Source organism: Sphingobium fluminis, assembly GCF_037723805.1.
GTDB lineage: Bacteria > Pseudomonadota > Alphaproteobacteria > Sphingomonadales > Sphingomonadaceae > Sphingobium.
In genome coordinates this window covers 51,802-72,906 of sequence record NZ_JBBJUK010000007.1, presented here as the reverse complement: position 1 = coordinate 72,906, position 21,105 = coordinate 51,802, and the positions used below count along the sequence as shown (strand labels likewise).

The 21,105-nt window shown below is 62.6% G+C and carries 17 protein-coding genes and 1 pseudogene; 13 read left to right on the top strand and 5 right to left on the bottom strand.

Features of this window, described 5'->3' with window-relative positions; all coding sequences use genetic code 11:
• Positions 1 to 10 precede the first annotated feature (10 nt).
• The 4 genes from WG907_RS16220 to WG907_RS16205 all read left to right on the top strand — a co-directional run bounded on the left by WG907_RS16220 (position 11) and on the right by WG907_RS16205 (position 5,197).
• A complete protein-coding gene (locus WG907_RS16220; protein ID WP_340234435.1) occupies positions 11 to 970 on the top strand; it encodes an alpha/beta hydrolase in 960 nt (319 codons plus the stop codon).
• A 28-nt stretch (positions 971 to 998) separates the two neighbouring features.
• Positions 999 to 2,534 carry a CoA-acylating methylmalonate-semialdehyde dehydrogenase gene (locus tag WG907_RS16215; protein ID WP_340234434.1) on the top strand — a complete coding sequence of 512 codons (1,536 nt, stop codon included), beginning with the start codon at positions 999 to 1,001 and terminating at the stop codon, positions 2,532 to 2,534.
• A 343-nt stretch (positions 2,535 to 2,877) separates the two neighbouring features.
• Positions 2,878 to 4,554, top strand: coding sequence for an AMP-binding protein (locus WG907_RS16210; RefSeq protein ID WP_340234432.1), 1,677 nt, complete (start codon positions 2,878 to 2,880; stop codon positions 4,552 to 4,554).
• Between the two features lie 7 nt (positions 4,555 to 4,561).
• A complete protein-coding gene (locus tag WG907_RS16205; RefSeq protein ID WP_340234430.1) occupies positions 4,562 to 5,197 on the top strand; it encodes a glutathione S-transferase family protein in 636 nt (211 codons plus the stop codon).
• Between the two features lie 311 nt (positions 5,198 to 5,508).
• On the opposite strand, the gene WG907_RS16200 is transcribed toward WG907_RS16205, so the two are convergent.
• The gene (locus WG907_RS16200) at positions 5,509 to 5,940 is read right to left on the bottom strand and encodes a nuclear transport factor 2 family protein (protein WP_340234428.1); all 432 of its coding nucleotides are present in this window, start codon (positions 5,938 to 5,940) and stop codon (positions 5,509 to 5,511) included.
• A 169-nt stretch (positions 5,941 to 6,109) separates the two neighbouring features.
• On the opposite strand from WG907_RS16200, the pseudogene WG907_RS16195 reads away from it, so the two are divergent.
• The 4 genes and pseudogenes from WG907_RS16195 to WG907_RS16180 form a co-directional block, all read left to right on the top strand.
• Positions 6,110 to 6,352, top strand: a pseudogene (locus WG907_RS16195) (DDE-type integrase/transposase/recombinase); the annotation flags it as partial.
• Between the two features lie 485 nt (positions 6,353 to 6,837).
• Positions 6,838 to 7,257: a nuclear transport factor 2 family protein gene (locus tag WG907_RS16190; RefSeq protein ID WP_340234426.1), complete on the top strand. Its 420-nt coding sequence runs from the start codon at positions 6,838 to 6,840 to the stop codon at positions 7,255 to 7,257.
• Positions 7,258 to 7,501: 244 nt separating this feature from the next.
• The gene (locus WG907_RS16185) at positions 7,502 to 8,266 is read left to right on the top strand and encodes a glucose 1-dehydrogenase (RefSeq protein WP_340234424.1); all 765 of its coding nucleotides are present in this window, start codon (positions 7,502 to 7,504) and stop codon (positions 8,264 to 8,266) included.
• A 343-nt stretch (positions 8,267 to 8,609) separates the two neighbouring features.
• Positions 8,610 to 9,389, top strand: a complete 780-nt coding sequence (locus WG907_RS16180; protein WP_340234422.1) for an NADPH-dependent F420 reductase — start codon at positions 8,610 to 8,612, stop codon at positions 9,387 to 9,389.
• A 1,161-nt stretch (positions 9,390 to 10,550) separates the two neighbouring features.
• Here WG907_RS16180 and WG907_RS16175 read toward each other — a convergent pair.
• Positions 10,551 to 11,711 carry a GGDEF domain-containing protein gene (locus WG907_RS16175; protein WP_340234420.1) on the bottom strand — a complete coding sequence of 387 codons (1,161 nt, stop codon included), beginning with the start codon at positions 11,709 to 11,711 and terminating at the stop codon, positions 10,551 to 10,553.
• Between the two features lie 69 nt (positions 11,712 to 11,780).
• Positions 11,781 to 12,659, bottom strand: a complete 879-nt coding sequence (locus WG907_RS16170) for a LysR substrate-binding domain-containing protein (RefSeq protein ID WP_340234418.1) — start codon at positions 12,657 to 12,659, stop codon at positions 11,781 to 11,783.
• A gap of 334 nt (positions 12,660 to 12,993) precedes the next feature.
• Between WG907_RS16170 and WG907_RS16165 the strand changes: the two genes are divergently transcribed.
• The 3 genes from WG907_RS16165 (at position 12,994) to WG907_RS16155 (ending at position 17,441) form a co-directional block, all read left to right on the top strand.
• Complete coding sequence (locus tag WG907_RS16165) at positions 12,994 to 15,282, top strand: CDC48 family AAA ATPase (protein WP_340234416.1); 2,289 nt, start codon at positions 12,994 to 12,996, stop codon at positions 15,280 to 15,282.
• Positions 15,283 to 15,421: 139 nt separating this feature from the next.
• A complete protein-coding gene (locus tag WG907_RS16160; protein WP_340234414.1) occupies positions 15,422 to 16,069 on the top strand; it encodes a class I SAM-dependent methyltransferase in 648 nt (215 codons plus the stop codon).
• A 106-nt stretch (positions 16,070 to 16,175) separates the two neighbouring features.
• Positions 16,176 to 17,441: a glutamate-5-semialdehyde dehydrogenase gene (locus WG907_RS16155; protein ID WP_340234412.1), complete on the top strand. Its 1,266-nt coding sequence runs from the start codon at positions 16,176 to 16,178 to the stop codon at positions 17,439 to 17,441.
• Between the two features lie 7 nt (positions 17,442 to 17,448).
• Here the strand turns inward: WG907_RS16155 and kdsA are convergent, their stop codons facing one another.
• Together kdsA and WG907_RS16145 are read right to left on the bottom strand one after the other, a co-directional pair.
• Entirely contained in the window at positions 17,449 to 18,279 is an 831-nt protein-coding gene (kdsA, locus tag WG907_RS16150) for a 3-deoxy-8-phosphooctulonate synthase (RefSeq protein WP_340234410.1), read from the bottom strand.
• A complete protein-coding gene (locus WG907_RS16145) occupies positions 18,276 to 18,569 on the bottom strand; it encodes a hypothetical protein (RefSeq protein WP_340234408.1) in 294 nt (97 codons plus the stop codon). Before WG907_RS16145 ends, kdsA begins: the two co-directional genes overlap by 4 nt.
• A gap of 21 nt (positions 18,570 to 18,590) precedes the next feature.
• On the opposite strand from WG907_RS16145, the gene WG907_RS16140 reads away from it, so the two are divergent.
• Positions 18,591 to 19,724 carry a hypothetical protein gene (locus WG907_RS16140; protein ID WP_340234406.1) on the top strand — a complete coding sequence of 378 codons (1,134 nt, stop codon included), beginning with the start codon at positions 18,591 to 18,593 and terminating at the stop codon, positions 19,722 to 19,724.
• Complete coding sequence (locus WG907_RS16135) at positions 19,721 to 21,097, top strand: cytochrome P450 (RefSeq protein ID WP_340234405.1); 1,377 nt, start codon at positions 19,721 to 19,723, stop codon at positions 21,095 to 21,097. Before WG907_RS16140 ends, WG907_RS16135 begins: the two co-directional genes overlap by 4 nt.
• Positions 21,098 to 21,105 lie beyond the last annotated feature (8 nt).

Below are 21,105 nucleotides of genomic sequence, written 5' to 3'. Positions count from 1 at the left end.
GAAACTGACGATGGCTCTAGACCCCATATTACAGACGATGCTCAACCAGATGCCGATCCCCGCGTCGGAGGAGCTGGACATCGCAGCCTACCGCGCATCGGCCGAGGCGCTCCGCTCGATGATGATCGGACCCGAGGGGCCGATCGAGGTGGCGTCGATCGAGGATCGGACGCTGGCCGGGCCGCGCGGCGACATCGTCCTACGCATCTATCGCCCCAACGGCGCGGTCGCGGGCACGCTTCACCATTTTTACGGCGGCGGCTGGTCGGTCGGCAACATTGACATCATCGATCCGATCGCGCGCCGGCTGGCGCGCGACCTGTCGATGGTGGTCGTGACGAGCAATTATCGCCTTGCGCCCGAGAATCCGTTCCCGGCAGGTCTCGACGACTGCCTTGTCGCGGCCCGCTGGACGCTCGATCATGTCGGCGAACTGGGTGGCGGCGAGCGGCCGGTAGTGGTGAGCGGCGAGAGCGCCGGCGCCAATCTTGCCGCCGTGGTGGCGCTCGTGCTGCGCGACGAGCAGCCGGGCAGAAGCTTCAACGCCCAATTACTCATTAATCCTGCGGTCGACCTGCGCGACACCACGTTCCAGCGCGCCTCGCTCCTGGCGGACGCCGACCCCTCTTTGCGCACCCATTCGCTGCGCCAGCTCTATCCTTTGTACAGCGCCGGGCACGACCGCGCCGACCCGCGCCTTTCGCCTTTGGCGGCGGATGACCTCTCCGGTCTGCCGCCGGCTGTCATCGCGGTCCTGACGGTCGATCCCCTGCGCGACGAGGCCGTGGAATATGCCGATCGGCTCCGTGCCGCCGGCGTGCCGGTCGAACTGATAGAGTTTCCCGACCTGACACATGGCTTCACGGGCCTCACCGTTCTCGTGCCTGCGGCGGATCGTGCGTTGGTCCGCACATTGGCGCTGCTTCGAGAGTTGCTCGCTCGCACCGCTGCCGACGCTGGCCGGTCCTGATTGCAGCCCGAATTACTAGGAGACACACATGACTACGTCCCCCGTCCGCGAGGTGGAACATTTTATCGGCGGCGCGTCCGTGCGGTCCTCGTCCGGCCGCACCGCCGACATATTCGATCCCAATAGCGGACAGGTCCAGGCCCGGGTGGGTCTGGGCGGGGCCACCGATCTGGACAGAGCGATCGCTGCGGCACAGGCGGCGCAACCGGCCTGGGCCGCGGTCAACCCGCAGCGCCGCGCCCGGGTGATGTTTGCGTTCAAGCAACTGGTGGAAGCGGAAATGGAGTCGCTGGCGCGGCTGCTCGCCTGCGAACATGGCAAGGTGGTCAGCGACGCCAGGGGCGACATCCAGCGCGGTCTTGACGTGGTCGAGTTTGCCTGCGGCATTCCGCACCTGCTGAAGGGGGACTATACCGAGGGAGCGGGGCCGGGGATCGACGTTTATTCGATGCGCCAGCCGATCGGCATCGGCGCGGGCATCACGCCGTTCAACTTTCCGGCGATGATCCCGTTGTGGATGAGCGCGGTAGCGATCGCCTGCGGCAACGCCTTCATCCTCAAACCCTCAGAACGCGACCCCTCGGTGCCGGTTCGCCTTGCCGAACTGTTCAAGGCTGCGGGCCTGCCGGACGGCATCTTTCAGGTCGTGCACGGCGACAAGGAGATGGTGGACGCCATCCTTGATAATCCGGCGATCAGCGCGGTCAGCTTCGTCGGCTCGTCCGACATCGCGCAATATGTCTATTCGCGCGGTGTCGCGGCGGGCAAGCGCGTGCAGGCGATGGGCGGGGCCAAGAACCACGGCATCGTCATGCCCGACGCAGACCTCGACCAGACCGTCGCCGACCTGTGCGGCGCGGCGTTCGGCTCGGCGGGCGAACGCTGCATGGCGTTGCCGGTGGTAGTGCCGGTCGGCGCGGAGACTGCCGATCGGTTGAAGGCGAAGCTGATCCCCGCGATGGAGGCCCTGCGCGTTGGCGTTTCAACCGATGCCGACGCGCATTACGGCCCGGTCGTCACCGCCGAGCACAAGGCGCGGATCGAACGCTGGATCCAGACCGGGGTGGACGAGGGCGCGGAACTGGTGGTCGACGGCCGCGGCTTCACCCTGCAGGGGCATGAGGACGGCTTCTTCGTCGGTCCCAGCCTGTTCGACCACGTCACGTCCGATATGTCCTCCTACCGCGAGGAGATATTCGGCCCGGTGCTGCAAATCGTCCGCGCCTCGACCTTCGAGGAGGCAATCACGCTGCCGTCCAGCCATCAATATGGCAATGGCGTGGCAATCTTCACCCGCAACGGCGATGCCGCGCGCGAGTTCGCCGCGCGCGTCGATGTCGGCATGGTCGGTATCAACGTGCCGATCCCGGTACCGGTTGCCTATCACAGTTTCGGCGGGTGGAAGCGGTCCGCGTTCGGCGACCACAACCAGCACGGCACCGAGGGCGTCCGCTTCTGGACAAAGGTCAAGACCGTCACCCAGCGCTGGCCCGATCATAGGCGTGCGGAGGACGGCGGCCCGACCCAGATCGAAGAATCGTTCGTGATCCCAACGATGGCCTGACCTTCCGAAGCCTGTGACCCAAGCACTTCCGGTCGCGACCGTATTTTTGAGCAAGTCTCTCGTTCAGTTGGTGATGATATGAAATTGACGCGAGCGAATGGAACATTTTCGGGAATGGGCACCCGACCAATTCTGCACCGGGAGGTACGCATTGGTGTCCCTACTCCTTCGGCTCCGGCGCATGGTTGGTGTCGCAGAACGATGTTTGAAGCAGGTGCTAGGTCACACATACGCCCCCTCTCGGCCAGACGCTCATCATCACTGCCGGCATTTTCTTCGTCGCGGCCGAACGCTGCATGGCGTTGCAGGGACTTACGGAAGTTGGAACAACTGGTGGTATGCCATGAGCATTGACGAACTCAGTCACGTTATCGGCGCCTCTGATCCACCGCTGCTTGAGCATGTGATCGGCGAGGCGCTGGAACTGGCGGCGCAGCGCTGGCCGGAGGCCGACGCGCTCGTGTCGCGCCACCAGAATATCCGCCTTACCTGGGCCGGGCTCAAGGCAGCGGCCGATGCGTTCGCGGCAGGACTGCTGTCGCTCGGGCTGCGTCCCGGCGACCGGGTCGGTGTCTGGGCGCCGAATTGTGCCGAGTGGACCATCGCCCAATTCGCCACCGCCCGCGTCGGCATGGTACAGGTCAATATCAATCCGGCCTACCGCATCTCCGAGCTCGAATATACGCTGCGGAAAGTGGGTGCGAAGGCGATCATTTGCGCGGCATCCTTCAAGACGAGCGACTATATCGCCATGGTGGAGACGTTGGTCCCGGAGGTCGCAGGCCCGGCGGGCGCGCTCACGTCCGATCGCCTGCCGGACCTTGTCCATCTCATCAAGATCGGCGGCGATCATCGCTCCGGCTGGCTCGACTTCGACGCGGTGGCGGCGCTTGCGACGAACGCGTCCGAACAGGAACTCGCCGCTATCGCTGCAGGCCTTCAGCCGAACGACCCGATCAATATCCAGTTCACCAGCGGGACCACCGGATCGCCCAAGGGCGCGACGCTGTCGCACAGGAACGTGCTCAACAACGCCTATTTCTGCGGCCTTGCCATGGGCTTGCAGCAGGGCGACCGGCTGTGCATTCCGGTGCCGCTTTATCACTGCTTCGGCATGGTGATGAGCAATCTGGCCTGCCTCGTTCATGGTGCGACAATGGTTTACCCGTCGCCCGGCTTCGAGCCGCTCGCCGTGCTTGAAGCGGTCGAGGCCGAACGCTGCACCGCGCTGCATGGCGTGCCGACGATGTTCATCGCCGCGCTCGAGCATCCCGAATTCGCGCGTTTCGACCTGTCGAGCCTGCGCACCGGTCTGATGGCCGGATCGCCCTGCCCGGTCGAGGTGATGCGCAAGGTCATGACCCGGATGCACATGCGCGACGTCGGCATCGCCTATGGCATGACGGAAACCAGTCCGGTCAGCTTCCAGACCGCGCTCGATGATCCGATCGAGCGGCGTGTCGGCACGATCGGCCGGGTTCAGCCCCATCTTGAGGTGAAGATCGTCGATCCGGACACGGGCGAGACGGTGCCGCGCGGCCAGCAGGGCGAGCTGTGCACGCGGGGCTATTCGGTCATGCTTGGCTATTGGGACGATCCAGAAATGACCGTCGCCGCTGTCCGCGACGGCTGGATGCACACCGGCGACCTCGCCGTCATCGACGAGGCGGGGTACGCCCGCATTGTCGGGCGCATCAAGGACATGATCATTCGCGGTGGCGAGAACATCTATCCGCGCGAGATCGAGGAATTCATCTACGGCCACCCGGCGGTCGAGGATGTGCAGGTGATCGGCGTGCCCGACGCGAAGTTCGGCGAGGAGGTCCTCGCCTGCGTCAAGCTCCGCGCCGGTGCGTCGGCAGATGCCGACGAGATCATTGCTTTCTGTCGCGGGAAGATCGCCCATTACAAGGTTCCGCGCTACGTCCGTTTCGTCGATGTTTTCCCGATGACCGTCTCCGGCAAGGTGCAGAAATATCTGCTGCGCGAAGCGATGATCGCCGATCTTGGGGAGGGCTGAAAACGTCATGATCCAGCTTTATCATTGCCGGGAGACGCGCTCGCTGCGCCCGCTATGGGCGCTTGAGGAGATGGGCGTCCCCTATGAACCGGTCCTGCTTCCCTTCCCGCCCAGAGCCCTTGCGCGGGAATATCTCGACATCAACCCCATCGGCACCATTCCCTTCCTTGTCGACGGCGAGGTCCGGATGACGGAATCGACCGCCATCTGCCTGTATCTGACCACCCGCTACGGCCCGACGCTGCTCGCGCTGTCGCCAGACGAACCAGACTATCCGTTATTTCTGAACTGGCTGTTCTACAGCGATGCGACCCTGACTTTCCCGCAAACCATCGTCTTGCGATACCGGCATCTCGAAGCGCCCGAGAAGCGCGCGCAACAGCCGGCAGCGGATTATGAAAAATGGTTCAACGGCCGGCTCAGGGCAGTGGAATCCGCACTGGCGGACCGGGAGTGGCTGTGCGCCGGGCGGTTCACGATCGCAGACATCGCGATTGCTTACGCATTATATCTCGCCGATCGCATCGTCGGTCTTGGCGCGAATTTCGGACCGCACGTCCGCGCCTATCTCGAAAGGGCGTGCGCGCGACCAGAGTTCCAACGTGCCAGCATCGTGGACGCGCAGGCGCCCGCCTGGCGCTAGGGCGCGCTTGGGCGATCACCTCAGCCTGCGGAACGCTAAATGCCGTCGGGAATCGCCAACACGCTATCACTTGTCGTCCATCCTTCGAGTTCTGTCTTCCGCCGAAAAATGCTGCCGTCTCGCCTGCGGATGTCCTTTACCAGCTGCTCTGCAGAATTTTGGCACTGGAAGATTTGGGTCTCATCCTCGTTCCTTCGTCACTGTGACGAGACCCAAATCCTCCTTAAATCACAACACCAAATCTGAGCCATAGGTGCTGACAAAGACAACGCGCCTGCAGCAGCCGCAATTACAGCTCAGCTCGGAGGTTGTTACGGCGCCGCGATCGTTTCGGGTTCGATGGTCTTGCGGAGAATTCGCTCTGCTATAAGCCAAGTACCAGCAATCTTTTCATAGCGATCTTCGTAAACAACATGAGTACGCGCGTGCGTTCCGTCGTTCAGTACGGCTTCTATCAGTGCGAAGGCTCTCCCACGAGCGCTTGTCGCCGTCATATCGAAAATATGGTGCGTGGTCATATGATGAAGGACGTGCCGCACGATCTCAGTGAGATGATTTCCATATGCCCGGATTTCTTCGTGACCGTTCATGAGCGGGTTATCGAACTCGCTCTCGTCAAAAACAGCGCCGGGCGTGAAAAGACTTACCCATTCTTCGATCTCATGAAAATCGAAATGAAACGCATATCGCTGATTCAAAGCACCAATTTCCAGCCGGTCCTGGACGTTGCCGAACTCACCCATTAACCATCTCCATGTAACAACCCTGGCGGTACTGTCATGTCTGGACGGCGCCCTGCGATCAAGGATGATCTTCGGTAATCCGACGCCTTCGGGTGCGGTCCTGTCTCCGGCCTTTGCGTGTGGTGAACTGCCCCACTGGCCCTGATGGTTATCCGCGGATATGCTGGCCACTGTCAGCAGCCCGAAGGCGCCCTGTCCGCTGGACAAGGTCAATCGGGAGTTTCGCGTCAGCCGGCCTACCGCTCTGTGGGTTGTCGATTGCACCTACGTGCATAGCTGGGCGGGCATCGTCTACGTCGCCTTTGTGATTGACGCTTTTGCCCGGCGGATTGTGGGGTGGAAGGTCAGCACGTCAGCCACTGCAGGCTTCGTTCTGGATGCCCTGGAGCAGGCGATTCATGCCCGCAGGCCAGGTCCCGTCCAACTGTCGCTTAAAAGATACCGCCCCGGCGAGGAGGCCCAGTTAAACCGAGATTTAATTAATCTGCTGGACGGTATGAGCGCTGCGTTACATATTGGCACTTAATATAAGCTCGGACGCCGATCGTAATCGCTCCCACTGCAGCAAGTATCGACAAGATCAGGACGAAATGGTGGCAAAACATTCGCCAGCTAGTAGGAATTTCTGGAAATTTCCTACGCCTTAGAAGCGATGAGCGTTGCGCAGTTGATCATGATGGACTCGATAAAACTTAGGGAAAATCAAGCCCAGCATCGATACTGTTATGAACGGAAGGACGAATTAATGCTTAATGATCTTAAAAACGAGCTGGCACCCATGGCCTGATGCCCGGCACAGCGGGGAGGACTAGACCTTTGGGCCGCCGCTACATAGAGTAGCTCGATTCGAGGGTTCATCGAAGCGATAGGCTATAGCACAATGATGGAGAGGTTATGTTGAGTTCGGAGGACAGGTTTGCCATTCAGGACTTGGTCAGCAGATATGCCTATCATCTGGACCTGGGCCAGATTGATGCTTGGGTCGCCCTGTTTACAGAACAGGGTGTCCTTGATGAGCGCGAGATGGACGTCGCCATGTTCGAGGGGCGCGGGGCCATCGCCGCATATGGAGCCGAGATAAAGGCGGATGTCCTGAACGTCGTCCATTTGATGATGAATCATCTTGTCCTCGACGCTAGCGCCAATAAGGCGTCGGGTTGCGTGTTCGCGCTGTGCGAAGCCCGCACGCGCAGCAGCGGGCAAGTGCGTTACTATATCCGCTACGAAGATGATTATGTTAGGACCGCAGAAGGTTGGCGGTTCGAACGACGCACGGTCCTGCCCTCATTTCCTCCTCAGCCCGTCCAACCGGCATAGATGCCGGCGCACGCACCGGCCCGCCTGATGTGGTCGGATGCAATAACGGTGACCATTTTTTCGATCTGAGGCAGAGCTTCGCACGACTGGTCACTCTGCAAGCAATGTAGCGCGCCCCCCCCCCCCCCCGACGTCTCTGCAAGGCGTCGCTGCAAAGGTTTTTTTTTGGGGGGGGGCGCACAGGATCGGATCGCATATCAATCGATCCACGGGGCCGGCGCGACCGACCGGTGAAATTGCAACAATGGAGTTATGGCGCATGAAACGGGGCAGGCTGGAGAACAAGGTGGCGATCGTAACCGGGGGCGCGGGCGGAATCGGCACCGCCGTCGCCCGCGCCTTTTCCCGGGAGGGCGCCAAGGTAATGCTTGCCGACGTCGCCGATCAAGCTGGCCAAGAGGTAGCAAGATCCTGTGGGCCCGACACTCGATACAGCCATCTCAATGTTGCAGATGAAAATGAGTGGCTGGAGGTGGTCGCGGAGACGGAGCGCCATTTTGGGCCAGTAGGGATTCTGGTAAACAACGCTGGAATCGTTCGCCACGGTCCCTTGGAGATACATCGCGAGGATGACTTCCGGCAGGTGATCGAGGTCAATCAGATTGGCGTGTTTCTGGGCATGAAGTCGGTTGTCGCTTCGATGAAGCGCGCGGGGAGCGGCTCCATCATCAATCTCTCGTCGGTCGCCGGCCTCATCGGCGCAGCCAATGCAATTGGTTACACGGCATCCAAGTTCGCCGTTCGAGGCATGACGAAGGTTGCAGCGATCGAGCTTGCGCCCGCCAATATCCGGGTCAATTCGGTTCATCCCGGGGTGACCCGGACGCCGTTGACGGATCTTTCGCCCGAAGATCGACCCGTTTTGGAGCGCATGCTTGCTGAAACGCCTGCCGGTCGTTGGGCAGAGCCTGAAGAGATCGCGAACATAATACTTATGCTGGCAAGCGACGAGTCATCGTTCGCCACCGGCGCAGAATTCGTCGTCGATGGCGGCATGACCTGCCGTTGACGCCGATCGTGCAGCCCGTCGCTTGCCAAAAGTCGTTCAGGCAGGCGCGGGCGGACATCAGTCGTGCACGGTGTGGCCCTTTTCGGCGCGAGGGCGGCTGAGCCCCGAGAGCAACGGGCCGTCGTTGCGGCGACGTATCTATCCCGGGGCCATGGGCGAGTGCCTGTCTGAATGCGGTTAAGCTGTCGTCGCAGCGAAGATACCGGCGCGGCAAGAAGCGTAGTTATCTTGAAGGGGCGACACACTCGACGCTTGGCTGGGTGCCGTCGAGGCGCAGACGCCGCTCCGGCCCGCCGCATCGTCCGGGACCGGTCCACGCCTGATGCGCTGACCACGCGACCCCATGTTCAAATATTCGAGCGAAGGAAACAAGATCATGAAGATAGCAATTCTGGGCATAGGTAATATCGGAAAGACGCTCGTCCGCGAATTGACCAAAGTCGGTCATGAGATCAAGGTCGCGAATTCGCGCGGTCCGGAGACGATCGATGCGCAGATACTTGCCTCCGGTGCCCGCGCAACCACGGCTGAGGACGCGGTGAAAGGCGTGGATGTCATCATCCTTTCGATTCCGTTTCAGCGCCTGTCGACGGTCAGGCCCATTCTGGGCGGGGTGCCCGAAGAAACGGTGGTGATTGACACCGCCAACTATTATCCGGCACGAGACGGCGCGATTGACGCCATCGAAGTTGGTCAGGTCGAAAGCCTTTGGGTGATCGAGCAATTGGGACGGCCGATCGCCAAGGCGTGGAACGCGATAGGGGCACGTTCCTTCGCTATATATGGCAAGGCGCCGGGCAGTCCCGACCGCATCGCCATTCCCGTCTCCGCCGATCGGCCGGTCGATAAAGAGGTGGCGATGCGTCTGGTCGACGAAACCGGTTTCGATCCGTTTTACGCGGGATCAATTGCAGAGTCCTGGCGTCAGCAACCCGGATCGCCAGTCTATTGCACCGATCTCAAAAAAGAGGAGATGGCGGCCGCCCTGCCTACAGCCGAGAAAGCGCGTCTTCCTATCCGTCGCGATTTGGTCGCCGGAGTGGCGCAAGAGCGCTTTGGCGCTGCGAAAAGCAATCCGGATACCGACTTCCTAATCCCCCTGAACCGCCTGGTTTTTATGTAGGCGTCTTGGCCGATATTGGATACGACGAACGAATATGCAGGGTCGGCCGTTGTTCCCTGTCAGCACCTGTGGCCCAGATTTAGGATTGTGATTTAAGGAGGATTTGGGTCTCGTCGCAGTGACGAAGGAACGAAGATTAGACCCAAATCTTCCAGCGTCAAAATATCTGCTAGAGCATTTTCGAAGCAGACGCTAACGTCTGCTGGCTCGGAAAATGCGGAAATCAAACAATTATTAGAGCGTGATCCGATTCAGTATGAACGGATCACGCTCTAGTGGATAGAACCTGACGGTTAAGTCCGTGCGGGGATTCCCGGCGACGGTGCGGCGTGCGACCGTGGGCGATGCGCACCAGTATCTCGATTGATGTATCGCCTTCGGACCACCGCCGCCTTAAGGCGCTGGTCCGCGGCTGCAACACCGCGTTCGACCAGCCCGTGATGCAAAAACGTCGATAGCGACCCTGTTTCCGGCACGCCGCGCTCAAGATCCGCGCAGTGCCGCTTAAGCCATTTGGACAGGGCATCGGGATCGCTGGCGACAACATCTCGCCGCAAAACCTGGCCCTCGACATCGACCACGCAGATATGCGTCGTCTTGTCACTCACATCTAATGCTGCATAAATCGACCTCGGTCACCCTCCTGCATTGAAGCGCCAAGGCGACTTCGTACCATGCACGAGGGTGGCTAAATCAATTACGCGGTGTCCCAACTGTCGACTACAGTGTCGACCCATCCAAGACGCTCAGCCTCCGATTTTCGCTTCTCAGGTGCGCACCGTCCGCTCCGCGACATGATACGGCGGATGCCGCACGCGGCCAAACAATGTCGGTGGCGGCTGCGCGGGTCACACCCGCGACACCAACCTTGGCAGAACAATATTCCGCGCCATTGGAATGCCCGCGACGGCCGCGGTCCCAACTGTCCAGCGTGATTTCATCGAACGGCGGTCCCATGAAGGTCATACCCGCAGAATTGCATGCACCGTCCAGATGGCCGAACCGGGCGACCGCGGCGTCTACCGCTTCCTGCAACAATGGCCGCCATCTGCAGACCCTGTGCGGCCTCCCACCCAATGAATATATCTGTAAATGCTGCACAGAGCCTGAAGCTTCAGCTTAAACCGGACCATCAAATACCGGTGCCAAACACCTGGAGACTCAATCCGTCTCCGCTGCGAGATAGACGCGGTTACGGCCATGTTCCTTGGCCAGGTACAGCGCGCGATCGGCGGCTTTGAGCGCGGCGCGCGGATCTTCATAGGCCAATACGTTGGCGACGCCGGCTGAAAAGCTGACCCGTTCCATCCGTTCGCCATTGGTCCGGTTCACGAGGCTCCGTGTCGCCAGATCTTCCCTTACGCCATCCACCGCCTCGCACGTCTGCGCCGCCGTCTTGCCACGGAACAGCAGTACGAATTCCTCGCCGCCATGGCGCGCGACATGGCATTTATCGCCGGAAATCTTGGTCAGCAGGCTGGCGATGAACTTGAGCACCCGATCGCCCGTGTCATGACCATGGGTGTCGTTGATATGCTTGAAATGGTCGATGTCGCAAAAGGCGACCGAAAGCTGCTCGTGATCGGCCTGCGCCAGCGCGACTTCGGCGCGCAGCACGGTTTCAAAGGCGCGGCGGTTGGGCAGGCCGGTCAGATGATCATGCTCGGCGGCGCGGCGCGCGCTCTCCAGGCTCGATTTAAGCGCGATCGTCTGCTTCTGGTTCTCGCGCATCTGGTTTTCGACCTGACGCGTCTTTTCGACCATCGACCGGGTCAGGCCGACCAGCCGGGACAGGATCGGCTCGGCATCGGCATTTTCGGTGAGGCTGCGCGCCTGCTCCTGCAAGGCCGCGCCATAATCCTTTGCCGAACTGCGCGATTCGTGGACCAGTCCGGTGAACTGCGCCAGATTTTCCTCGACCTTGTCGAGCATCGACGCCAGCGCTTCGGGCGTCACTTCGTCCGCGCGCTGTTCCGCCGCGACCGATTCGACCCAGCCATTGGTGATCTTGCCCCGCTCCATCAGCACGGCGCGCACCGCCTTTTCGACGCCGATATTCGCGCCGGTCAGATAGTCGAGCGCCACGCCGAAATTGAGCGGGTTCAGATCGAGGTCATGGGCGAAGAGGAAATCGCCGATTTCCTCGTAAAGCTGACGCCGCCGCGTGATTTCGCGGCCAGTGGCGCCGCCCGCGCGCGGGTGGATGCTTTCCGCCTCATCCTCGCCCTCGTCGGGCTTGCCCGACAGGCTTCGGGCCCATCGCGTCAGACGGTCGGTCAGCCCATGCTGCGGGCTGGCGGAAGATGATGATGCCCCATTCATAATGCGATATAACGGACCTGGCTAAACAAGGTTAAGTGTTCCGACCGCAAATCCGTCGTGGGGACGCGATCACAGTTCGGCGGCCACCAGCCAGTCCCGGAATATCCGTACCGCGCGATTTTGCAAAGCGCGCGGGCGGCAAACGAAATAATAGCGATAAGGGCTTTCGACATGGACGGGCAACAGGCGCGCCAGCCGAGGATCGTCAGCCTCATTGAAGTGAGAGGCATGCATCACCGCTATGCCCAGGCCCTGCGCGGCGGCTTCCAGCATCAACTGACCGGAATCATAATTATCGATCGCCAGCGGTTGCAGGTCCGGCAGGCCGACGGCTTCTTTCCAGGCGTCGAAGGCCAGCACCATATCGCGGTGGAGCAATATGGTCTGCTGTGCGAGGTCAGCCGGCGACGTCAATCCGCCGGGTGACTCCATAAGGGCACGGCGACCGATCAGATAGACCTCGTCGCGATCAAGTTCATGCGCGTCGAGCGCCGGATCGATATCCTTGGCGAGCACGATCGCGGCGTCCAGCCCCTCGCCGAGGCGAGAGAGTGCGTAGGAATTGGTCTCGATATCGATATGCAACTGGGGATGAAGCCGCCGCAGCGCGCCAAGATGGGGGAACAGCCGCTGGGTGGCGAAAAGCGGCATGACCCCGAGCCGCAGGCGCAACTGGTTGCCGCCGCTCTGGATATTTTCCAGCGCCTGGCTGACGGCGTCGAGCGCCGGCGCGATATCGTCCAGCAGCTTTTGCCCGTCCGCATTGATCTCCAGCGCCTGATGTTTGCGGTCGAACAACGGCTTGCCGATGAAGCGTTCGAGCGCCTGTACGCGACGGCTGAGCGCCGGCGTCGACAGTGCGAGTTCCTCTGCGGCCGCCTTCACCGATCCCAGGCGCGCGACCTGAACGAAGGCCTCCAGGGCCGTAAGTGGCGGCAATCTACGCATGACTTTTCAAAATCCGAAGCCGGTCCGCTGCGTCGCGTCATCTTATTATCAGGCGACGGCGCGGACAATTTCCAAGCATCCTGTTAACACAGAGCCGGAAAATCAGGCAAATGGCAAGATGCAATTTTTGCAACCCGATCAATTTCTTTCGCACTTGCAAGATAGCCAATTGCAACGCATATAGAGCAGGCCTTTCAGGCATCCTCTCCTAAAACTCATCAGGCTGGCCTTCGGGCCGGCCTTTTTTTGTTCCGCTTGCGGCATGTCCCGGCTCTTCCGTTTCCGCGTGGCGTTCCCTATCTCGCGACTGAAGCAAAAAGGAGCGGGTGGCAAAATGGCGGACGAGGAAAGCACAGGACGCAAGATCCAGGTGGCGAACGCCAGGCCCGAAGATGCGGGGCGGGGCCTCGCGCGCCTGCCGCTGGGCGTCATGGCCGAACTCAGCCTGTCGGAAGGCGACGTCATCGAGATTGCGGGCAAGCGATCCACACCCGCGCGAGTCGTGCGGCCCTATAAGGAGGATGAGGGCCTGGATGTCCTGCGCCTCGACGGGCTCCAGCGCGCCAATGCCGGGGTGGGTTCCGGTGACTTCGTGCATATCAGCAAGGCGGAGCCGCGCCCCGCGCAACGCGTGGTTTTCGCGCCGGCGCAGGATAATCTGCGGCTTCAGGGCAATCCCGATGCGCTCAAGCGCGTATTCTATCGCCGGCCGCTGACGGCTGGCGATGTCGTCGCGACGGCGGGGCAGCAGCAGGTGCCGCCCGGCGAAATGCCTGCTCATCTGCGCCAGATGCTGGCCGCGCCCGCCTATGCGCTTCAGGAAATCCGCCTCGTTGTGGTGTCGACCGTCCCCAAGGGCTTCGTCCTGATCGACGAGGATACCGAGGTCGAACTGCGCGCCGAATATGAGGAACCGCGCGAATCGCGCCGGGCCGACGTCACCTATGACGATGTCGGCGGCATGGCCGACACGATCGACCAGCTGCGCGAAATGGTGGAGCTGCCGCTGCGCTACCCCGAACTGTTCCAGCGGCTGGGCGTCGATCCGCCGCGCGGCGTCCTGCTCTATGGCCCGCCCGGCACGGGAAAGACCCGCCTGGCACGGGCCGTCGCCAACGAATCGGAGGCCGAGTTCTTCCTGATCAACGGTCCCGAAATCGTGGGTTCGGCCTATGGCGAATCGGAAAAGCAGCTGCGCGAAATATTCGAGGCCGCGGCCAGGTCCGCGCCTTCGATCCTGTTCATCGACGAAATCGATTCGATCGCGCCCAAGCGGGGCCAGGTGACGGGCGAAACCGAAAAACGACTGGTCGCCCAGTTGCTGACGCTGATGGACGGGCTGGAGCCGCGCACCAATCTGGTCGTCATCGCCGCCACCAATCGTCCGGAGGCCATTGACGAGGCGCTGCGCCGACCGGGCCGTTTCGATCGCGAGATCGTCGTTGGCGTGCCCGACGAGCGTGGACGGCGCGAGATATTGGGCATCCACACGCGCGGCATGCCGCTGGCCGACTCTGTCGATCTCGCCGAGCTGGCGCGGATGACCTATGGCTTTGTCGGCGCCGATATCGCTGCGCTGGCCCGGGAGGCGGCGATCGATACGGTGCGCCGGTTCATGCCCCGCCTCAATCTGGAGGATGGCACCATCCCGGCGGACGTGCTGGAGGAACTGTCGGTCACGCGCGAGGATTTCATGGCCGCGATCAAGCGCGTCCAGCCGTCTGCCATGCGCGAAGTGATGGTGCAGGCACCCAATATCGGCTGGTCGGACATTGGCGGGCTGGACGATGCGCAGATGCGCCTGAAGGAAGGGGTGGAACTGCCGCTCAAGGACCCTGAAGCCTTTCGTCGCCTCGGTATCCGTCCGGCGAAGGGCTTCCTGCTCTACGGCCCGCCGGGCACCGGCAAGACCTTGCTGGCAAAAGCGGTTGCGCGCGAAGCGCAGGCCAATTTCATCGCGACCAAATCATCGGACCTGCTTTCCAAATGGTATGGCGAGAGCGAGCAGCAGATTGCGCGGCTCTTTTCCCGCGCCCGGCAGGTCGCGCCAACGGTTCTCTTCATAGACGAACTCGACAGCCTCGTGCCCGCGCGCGGCAACGGCCTGGGCGAGCCGCAGGTGACCGAGCGGGTGGTCAATACCATTCTCGCCGAAATGGACGGGCTGGAGGCGCTGCAATCGGTGGTCGTCATCGGCGCCACCAACCGACCGACGATGGTCGACCCCGCGCTGTTGCGACCGGGCCGCTTCGACGAGCTCATCTATGTGCCGGTGCCCGACGAATCGGGACGCCGCCGCATCCTGTCCATCCATACGAGCAAGATGCCGCTCGCCGACGATGTCGATCTCGATTCGCTGGCGGCGCGAACGGACCGGTTCACCGGCGCGGACCTTGAAGATCTGGTGCGTCGCGCCGGCCTCGTCGCGCTGCGCCAGTCGCTGTCCATCGAAAAGGTCGGCCAGGCCCATTTCGAGGATGCGCTGGAAGAGACGCGCGCATCGGTGACGCCCGAGATGGAACGCGAATATGAGGAGATCCGCGCCAAGCTCAAACAGAATGCGATGCAGATCGATCCTATCGGTTTCGTGTCACCGGGCATGTTGCGGCCCCGGCAGGGATGATCGTCGCGGGGGCGCCGGCAGGACGAGAGGTCGCGAAACCCCTTTGTCGTCCGTGCGTTGGGCGATCATCGGGGTAAAGCCGCTTGCCAGCGGACCCCATATTTGCAACGCGTTATGTTCGACCAACAGGCGGATTTTGATGGCCTCCATTCCCTTCGAGAAAAAGAACAAGCTGGCCGACATCGCCCGGCGATATGGCCAGTTCATGGGCCAATGGGGGCTGTTCTTCCGCCAGTTCGTCAAGCATCCGGGCATGATCGGATCGGTCATCCCGTCCTCGCCGGCGCTGGTCGACGGCATGCTGGCGGATGTGGACTGGAACCGCACGCGGCTGTTCGTGGAATATGGGCCGGGGGTGGGGACGTTCACCCGCACCATATTGGATCGCATGCATCCCGACGCGACGTTGCTGGCGATCGACCTCAACCCCGATTTCGTCGCCTATCTCGATGCCCAGATCGCCGATCCGAGGCTGCGCACCGTGCATGGATCGGCTGCCGATGTCGGGCGGTTCATCGCCGAAGCCGGGCATGAGAAGGCCGACTATATCCTGTCGGGCATTCCTTTTTCGACCCTGCCGGCGGGGGTTGGCGATAAGATCTGCGTCGAGACGCGTAACGCGCTTCAGCCCGGCGGGGCGTTCCTTGCCTATCAATATTCGGGCTATGTCGGGCGACTCCTCGCGCCCATATTCGGCGTGGTCAGCGAGAAGCGGGAGTGGCGCAATATTCCGCCCTGCCGCCTGTTCATAGCGGTCAGGCACGAGGCGATCGCCCAGGCCGCCTGACGCCGCCCGCCCCACGCCTGCCCATGGTCGAGCGGCGCTGACGCCGCTTTCGCCGGGGCGCGCTTTCATGCTAAGGGCCGCGTCGCAAGCAGTGGCGAGACCGATGATGAACGACCTGACCCAGACCCCCGAAATGCTGATCGCCATGCTCGGCGCGCGGGCGCGGCTCGCGGGCGCGCAGCTGGCGAGCGTGAACGACGCGCAAAAGGTCGACGCGCTGCGCCGCGCGGCGCAGGCGCTGCGCGATCATGCGCCCGACATCCTCGCGGCCAATGCGCGCGACATGGAAAATGCGGTCGCCGGTGGCCTGTCGTCGGCGATGCTGGACCGGTTGCGGCTGGACGAGGCGCGGGTCGCGGCGACGGCGGATGGTGTGGATCAGGTAGCGGCGCTCGACAATCCGCTCGGCCGCGTGATCGATTCAGTGGAGCGGCCCAACGGCCTCAAACTGTCGCGTGTGCGCGTGCCGCTCGGCGTCATCGGTATCATCTATGAAAGCCGCCCCAATGTGACGGCGGACGCGGCGGCATTGTGCCTGCGCGCGGGCAATGCCGTGATCCTGCGCGGCGGCAGCGAGGCGAAGGAGAGCAATCGCGCTATCCATGCCGCGCTGATCGAAGGCATCATCGCCGCTGGCCTGCCCGCTGAAGTGGTCCAGCTGGTCCCCACCACCGATCGCGCGGCCGTGGGCGCTTTGCTGAAGGCGGCGGACTTCGTCGACCTGATCGTGCCGCGCGGGGGCAAGAGCCTGGTCGCGCGGGTGCAGGAGGAGGCGCGCGTGCCCGTGCTCGCGCATCTCGACGGAATCAACCACAGCTATGTCGATGGCGCGGCGGACCCTGCCATGGCGCGCGCGCTGATCGTCAACGCCAAGATGCGCCGCACCGGCGTCTGCGGCGCGACGGAAACGGTGCTGATCGATCGTGCGTTCGGCGATGCGCCCGCGCTGGTGAAGGCGCTGCTCGACGCGCAGTGCGAAGTCCGTGGCGATGCGAGCGTGCTGGCGATGGACGGCCGGGTCATAGCTGCGAGCGACGAGGACTGGGACACCGAATATCTCGAAGCCATCGTCTCGGTCGCGCTGGTCGACGGCGTCGAAGGCGCGATCGCGCATATCGCCGCCCATGCCAGCCATCATACCGATGCGATCATCACCGAAGACGCGGTTGGCGCGGAACGCTTCCTCAATGCCGTCGACAGCGCGATCGTGATGTGGAACGCATCAACCCAGTTCGCGGACGGCGGCGAGTTCGGCCTCGGCGCGGAGATCGGCATCTCGACCGGCCGCCTGCACGCGCGCGGCCCCGTCGCGCTGGAAGGGCTGACCACCTATAAATGGATCGTGCGCGGGACGGGGCAAACGCGACCCTGAGGGGGGGTCACCCCTTCACCACCGCATCGATCGCCTTCAATTGCGCCAGCATCGGCGCGATCCAGTCGAGCGGCAACATGACCGGCCCGTCGGAGGGCGCATTGTCCGGGTCTTCATGCGCCTCGGCGAACACCGCCGCGACACCAGCCGCCACGGCGCTGCGCGCGAGCAGCGGCGCGAACTCCCGCTGACCGCCCGACGATGACCCCAGCCCGCCGGGCTGCTGCACCGAGTGGGTGGCGTCGAACACGACCGGATAGCCGGTCTGCGCCATCACCGGCAGCGCGCGCATGTCGCTGACCAAGGCGTTATAGCCGAAACTCGCGCCTCGCTCGGTCAGCAGGATGCGCTCATTGCCGGTGGAGGCGACCTTCTGGGCCACGGCCGCCATGTCCCAGGGGGCCAGGAACTGCCCCTTTTTGACGTTCACCACCGCGTCGGTTCGCCCCGCCGCCAGCAGCAGATCGGTCTGACGGCAGAGGAAGGCGGGAATCTGGAGGATGTCGACCGCCTGCGCCGCCGCCTCCACCTGCCCCGCCTCATGCACGTCGGTCAGCACCGGGCATCCAAGCGTCGCCTTCACCTCCGCCAGAATCGCAAGTCCCGCGTCAATCCCGACCCCGCGCTGCCCCGCCACCGACGTCCGGTTCGCCTTGTCGAAGCTGGATTTGAATATGAAGGGCACGCCTGCGTCGCGCGCGATCCGCGCCAGCGTGTCGGCGGTGCGCAACGCGTGATCGCGGCTCTCTATCTGGCACGGGCCACTGATGAGGACGAAGGGCAGGTCGTTGCCGAACGTGACCGACCCTGTCGTGACATGCTTTGCGACGACGCTCATTTGGGTGCCTTTGCGATGCGGCGTAGCAACTGGCCGCGCCACAGGCCTTTGCCCGGATGATAATTCCAGCAGAACCAGCCGAACAGGAGGCAGGCCAGCAGCGACGGCAATGCCATCGGATCGCCATTGTCACGCATATGCCGGTAAAAGGCGAAATCTGCGCGCCAGCGGTCGCGTTCCGTGCCGCCGCCGTTGATGCCATAGGCATTGTCGTGCCGCCTGCAGCCGATGTTTCGGTTGTATTTGCGGTGGTCTATGAAATAGCAGTAGTCGCGTTCGGGTATGTTCATGGCTCGATTAGGGCGGGGGTCGTGGAAAAGTTCAAGCGTAAAGTCTTCTACCTTGGCGGTTTCGATCCCCGGGGCGTCCGTTTCTACCACCAGATGTATCGGGATCAGGCAGCACGCTTCGCGCAATTGTCTGGCGAGCCGGTGGCGGTCAGCGGGCGCCGGGCCGGACCGGCCGGTTCGGTCGTTTCGACCCACTGGAGCATCGACAATCCCCAGGCCGGGGTCGAGACGGATTATGAATTTCTCCGCTGGGAGGATCTGGTCGGCAAGGTGTGGATTCGCAATCCGCTGAAACTGGGCCTGCGCTCGATCGCCACCTATATCGGCCATGCCCGCTTCATGCAGTTCGGGCGTATGAAAAAATTGCGGCCGGGGCCGGTGCTGACCATCTGCTATCCGCCCGTTCTGGCGATCGTCATCCCGCTGTTGTTCGCTTTGCTGCCGGCGCTGCTTTTGTGGATTGTCCTGCCCCTCTGGGCGGCCGCGCTGGCCGGTGTCGGCATCAGCGCGCTGTTGTCAGGGCGCTGGCTCAACAAGCTGGTGGTGCCGTGGCTGTTGCGTTTCACCTATTATCACCACAGCCTCGCCGCCGGCGGGCCGGGGCCCGATCTGGACGCAAGGCTCGACCGGTTCGCGGAGCGGATCGTGGGGGAGATGGACGAGCCATGGGACGAAATCCTGTTCGTCACCCATAGTGCCGGTACGATATTGGGCATGTCGGTGATGCGGCGCGTGTTCGAACGCCGCGCCGGCCCGCTGCCCGATCGGTTCGCCATGGTGGGCATGGGGCAGGTGGTGCCGGTGGTGGCGCTGCGCACCGATGCGCGCTGGTATCATGCCGACCTGGCGTCGCTGGCGGACAAGGCGTTTCATTATATCGACCTGTCTTTTCCCCCGGATGGCGCGGCCTATTTCAACGTCAATCCGCTGCTGCTCTGCGCCGATGCCCATGCCGCGCGGGTCGACATGCTCTCGCCACGCTTTCACCTGTTCTATGACCCCGAAAATTATCATGGCGGCTGGTCGAACAAATATGAGGCGCATTTCGATTATCTGCGGGTGGGCGACCGCCTGTCGCCGCTGGACTTCATCAGCCTGACGGCGGGCCGCCGTTCGCTCGATCAGGCGCTGGCCGCCTTCAGGACGATCCCATGACCGATCCGCTCTTCACGCCGCCTTTCCCACAACCCACGCGCAACAAGCGCACGATGCTGCGGCGATTCTTCATCGGCTGGGACAGCTGGATCCATGTGCTGTTCGAAAAAAGCTACACGATGAAGATGGGCGAGGTGCGCGGACGTGGCCAGCTTATGTATATCGCCAACGAACTGTCGCTGGTCGATCGCATCCTGCGCGGGGGTACGGAATTCCCCAAGCATCGCGAGCTGGTGCGGAGCCTGACGCCGCTGATCGGCAACAGTGTCTTTTCCGCCAATGGGCAGGATTGGGAAAATCAGCGGGCGATGGTCAATCCCGCCTTCGCGCATACCGCGCTGACCAAATCCATGCCGCTGATGGTGGGTGCGGCCGATGCGCTGATCGATCGGCTCGACGCGGCGGATCGATCGAAGCCGGTGAATATCGACCCGATGATGACCCATGTCGCCGCCGACATCATCTTTCGCACGCTCTTCTCCCAGACGCTCGATACCGATCGCTCCTTCATCATCCATCAGGCGTTCGGCCGCTTTCAGCGCCTGTCGCATTCGGCCTCGATGCTGGACCTCTACGGCCTGCCGGGTGGCTGGTTCGCGCGGCGCTCGGTCAAGCCGGCTGAGGCGATCCGCAACGTCTTCCGCCCTGTAGTGGAAGAGCGGTTCCACGGTTTTCATGCCGGCGTGCAGGCCCCGCATAAAGATATCCTCCAGTCGCTGATCGAGGCGAAACATCCCGAGACCGGCGAGCATTTCACGCTGGCGCAGGTGATGGATCAGGTCGCGACCATCTTCCTCGCCGGGCATGAGACATCGGCCAGCACGATGACATGGGCCTATTATCTGCTCGCCGAATGCGCACATATTCAGGACCGCGCGCGGGCCGAAGTGGCGCAGGTCGCGGGCGACCAGCCGCTGACCGCCGCCATGCTCAAGGACATGCCGGTCATCCGCAACATCTTCCGCGAAACATTGCGTCTTTACCCCCCGCTCGCCTTCTTCCCCCGCGAAGTGCCTTGCCCGATGCGGATGCGCGACAAGGATCTGGAGCCGGGCGCGATGCTGGTGGTCGCGCCCTGGCTGACCCAGCGCAACAAGGATAATTGGGCCTGCCCGCACAGCTTCGATCCCGACCGGTTCGACGATCCCGCCAATGCGGACATGGCGAAGCAGGCCTGGTTCCCGTTCAGCCGGGGGCCACGCGTATGCGTCGGCGCGGGTTTCGCCCAGCAGGAGGTGATGACCGTGATCGCGACCGTGCTGCGCCGCTACCGCATGGTGGTGAAACCCGGCTGGAAGCCCGAGCCGATCAGCCGCCTCACCATCCGCCCGCGCAAGGGCATGAAGCTGATGTTCGAGAAGATCGAAAGCTGATCGGAAAG